Raw genomic sequence first — 1,287 nt, 5'->3', positions numbered from 1 at the left:
CAATCCTAATTCACAAGCATTCATTGAATCACATCATTCAAGCCTTGAAAGAGAGTTTGTTCAACTAAATTCTTTTGAAAATATTGAAGATGTTTTTCAAGCTTACAACGCATATATGTTCTTTTATCATAACTTAAGACCACATGGTTCTTTGAATTATATGACACCGAGTGAATTTAATAAGATGTTCGAGAACAATTCAGATTCTTATTTTAATTCAAAAACTATTTTTGTGAAAAAATGAGATTTCCTTATTTATTCTCCAATAACAGGGGGTCAGGCCGCATCATATGCTAATACCCACGAAACAAATTTGTTTGCTGATTCTATCTTTCCTTTCGTATATGAATGAACTGGTTTACACAGTTTTATTTTGAATCCAAAATCTTTTGTAAATGCTTTCATTTTACTGTTTATCTTTCTACCACTTTCAGTAATATCAACAACCGTTCTCATATTATCAAATAATATCTCTTTAGGAACTCCTCCTGTTTCTTTAAACGCAGAAATTAAACATTCAAATACATCTTGTTGTGTCTTTTCTTTTCTGTATTCAAAATAACAGTACCTTGAGAACCCTAACTTGTAATTAAATACGTTGAATTCAAATGTTTCTCCTGTTCTTGATTGAAGTTTGATATCTTCCTTCCAGTCAACTTGTGCTTGCATCCCAGCTAAAGTTTCAAACCTCGGATGGCCTTTCACTGTTTTCTCAGGTTTCAACTCCTTCCTTTTTACATATTTACTGAAGTTGGAATATGTCCCTACATCTAATCCTTCATCTTTTAATTTCTCATATACTGCTCTTATCGTAACCCCCTTTATCGAAAGCTTTATCTTGATTTCGTTTGAATACTTATCCAATTTGCTTGGTTTCTTTCTTTTCTTTGGCTTACCTTCATATCCTTCATAATACTTTTTCACTGTCCTTCTATCAATCCCATACATCCTTGCTAATTCAGAAAAGTTCGGCTTCATTCCCATCACCTTTATTATTTCTATTTGCTTTTTTAATTCTTTCATCTTTGGTATCCTTCTCCTCCTTTTCTTTCTATTTCCTCTCCTAAAGAAGGATACCATTTTTATGTTCATTTCTGTACATTTTTATTTGCAACTTTTTATACCTTTTTATTTTATCATTTACAAGCAAGAAAGGTGCGAGGAAATATTTAAAAGAAGAATCCAAACAAGATTACACACTTGATATTGAAAAGATAGAAAAAGATGAAAAATATGATGGATATTATGGAATAATAACAAACACGGAATTAAATCCTAAACAAATAT

General features: G+C 30.8%; 1 protein-coding gene and 1 pseudogene. One reads left to right on the top strand and one right to left on the bottom strand.

Annotated features, from left to right (window positions below; genetic code table 11):
- The coding region (locus X924_RS08025; RefSeq protein WP_146255686.1) for an integrase core domain-containing protein at positions 1 to 244 on the top strand (244 nt) is incomplete at its 5' end.
- Positions 245 to 288: 44 nt separating this feature from the next.
- Here X924_RS08025 and istA read toward each other — a convergent pair.
- Positions 289 to 1,023, bottom strand: a pseudogene (istA, locus tag X924_RS08020) (IS21 family transposase); the annotation flags it as partial.
- Between the last annotated feature and the right edge of the window lie 264 nt (positions 1,024 to 1,287).

Origin of the sequence: Petrotoga sp. 9PWA.NaAc.5.4, from assembly GCF_002895485.1 — a bacterium.
GTDB lineage: Bacteria > Thermotogota > Thermotogae > Petrotogales > Petrotogaceae > AZRK01.
The sequence above is the reverse complement of the archived record's forward strand: the minus strand, read 5'-3'. Positions and strand labels throughout refer to the sequence as shown.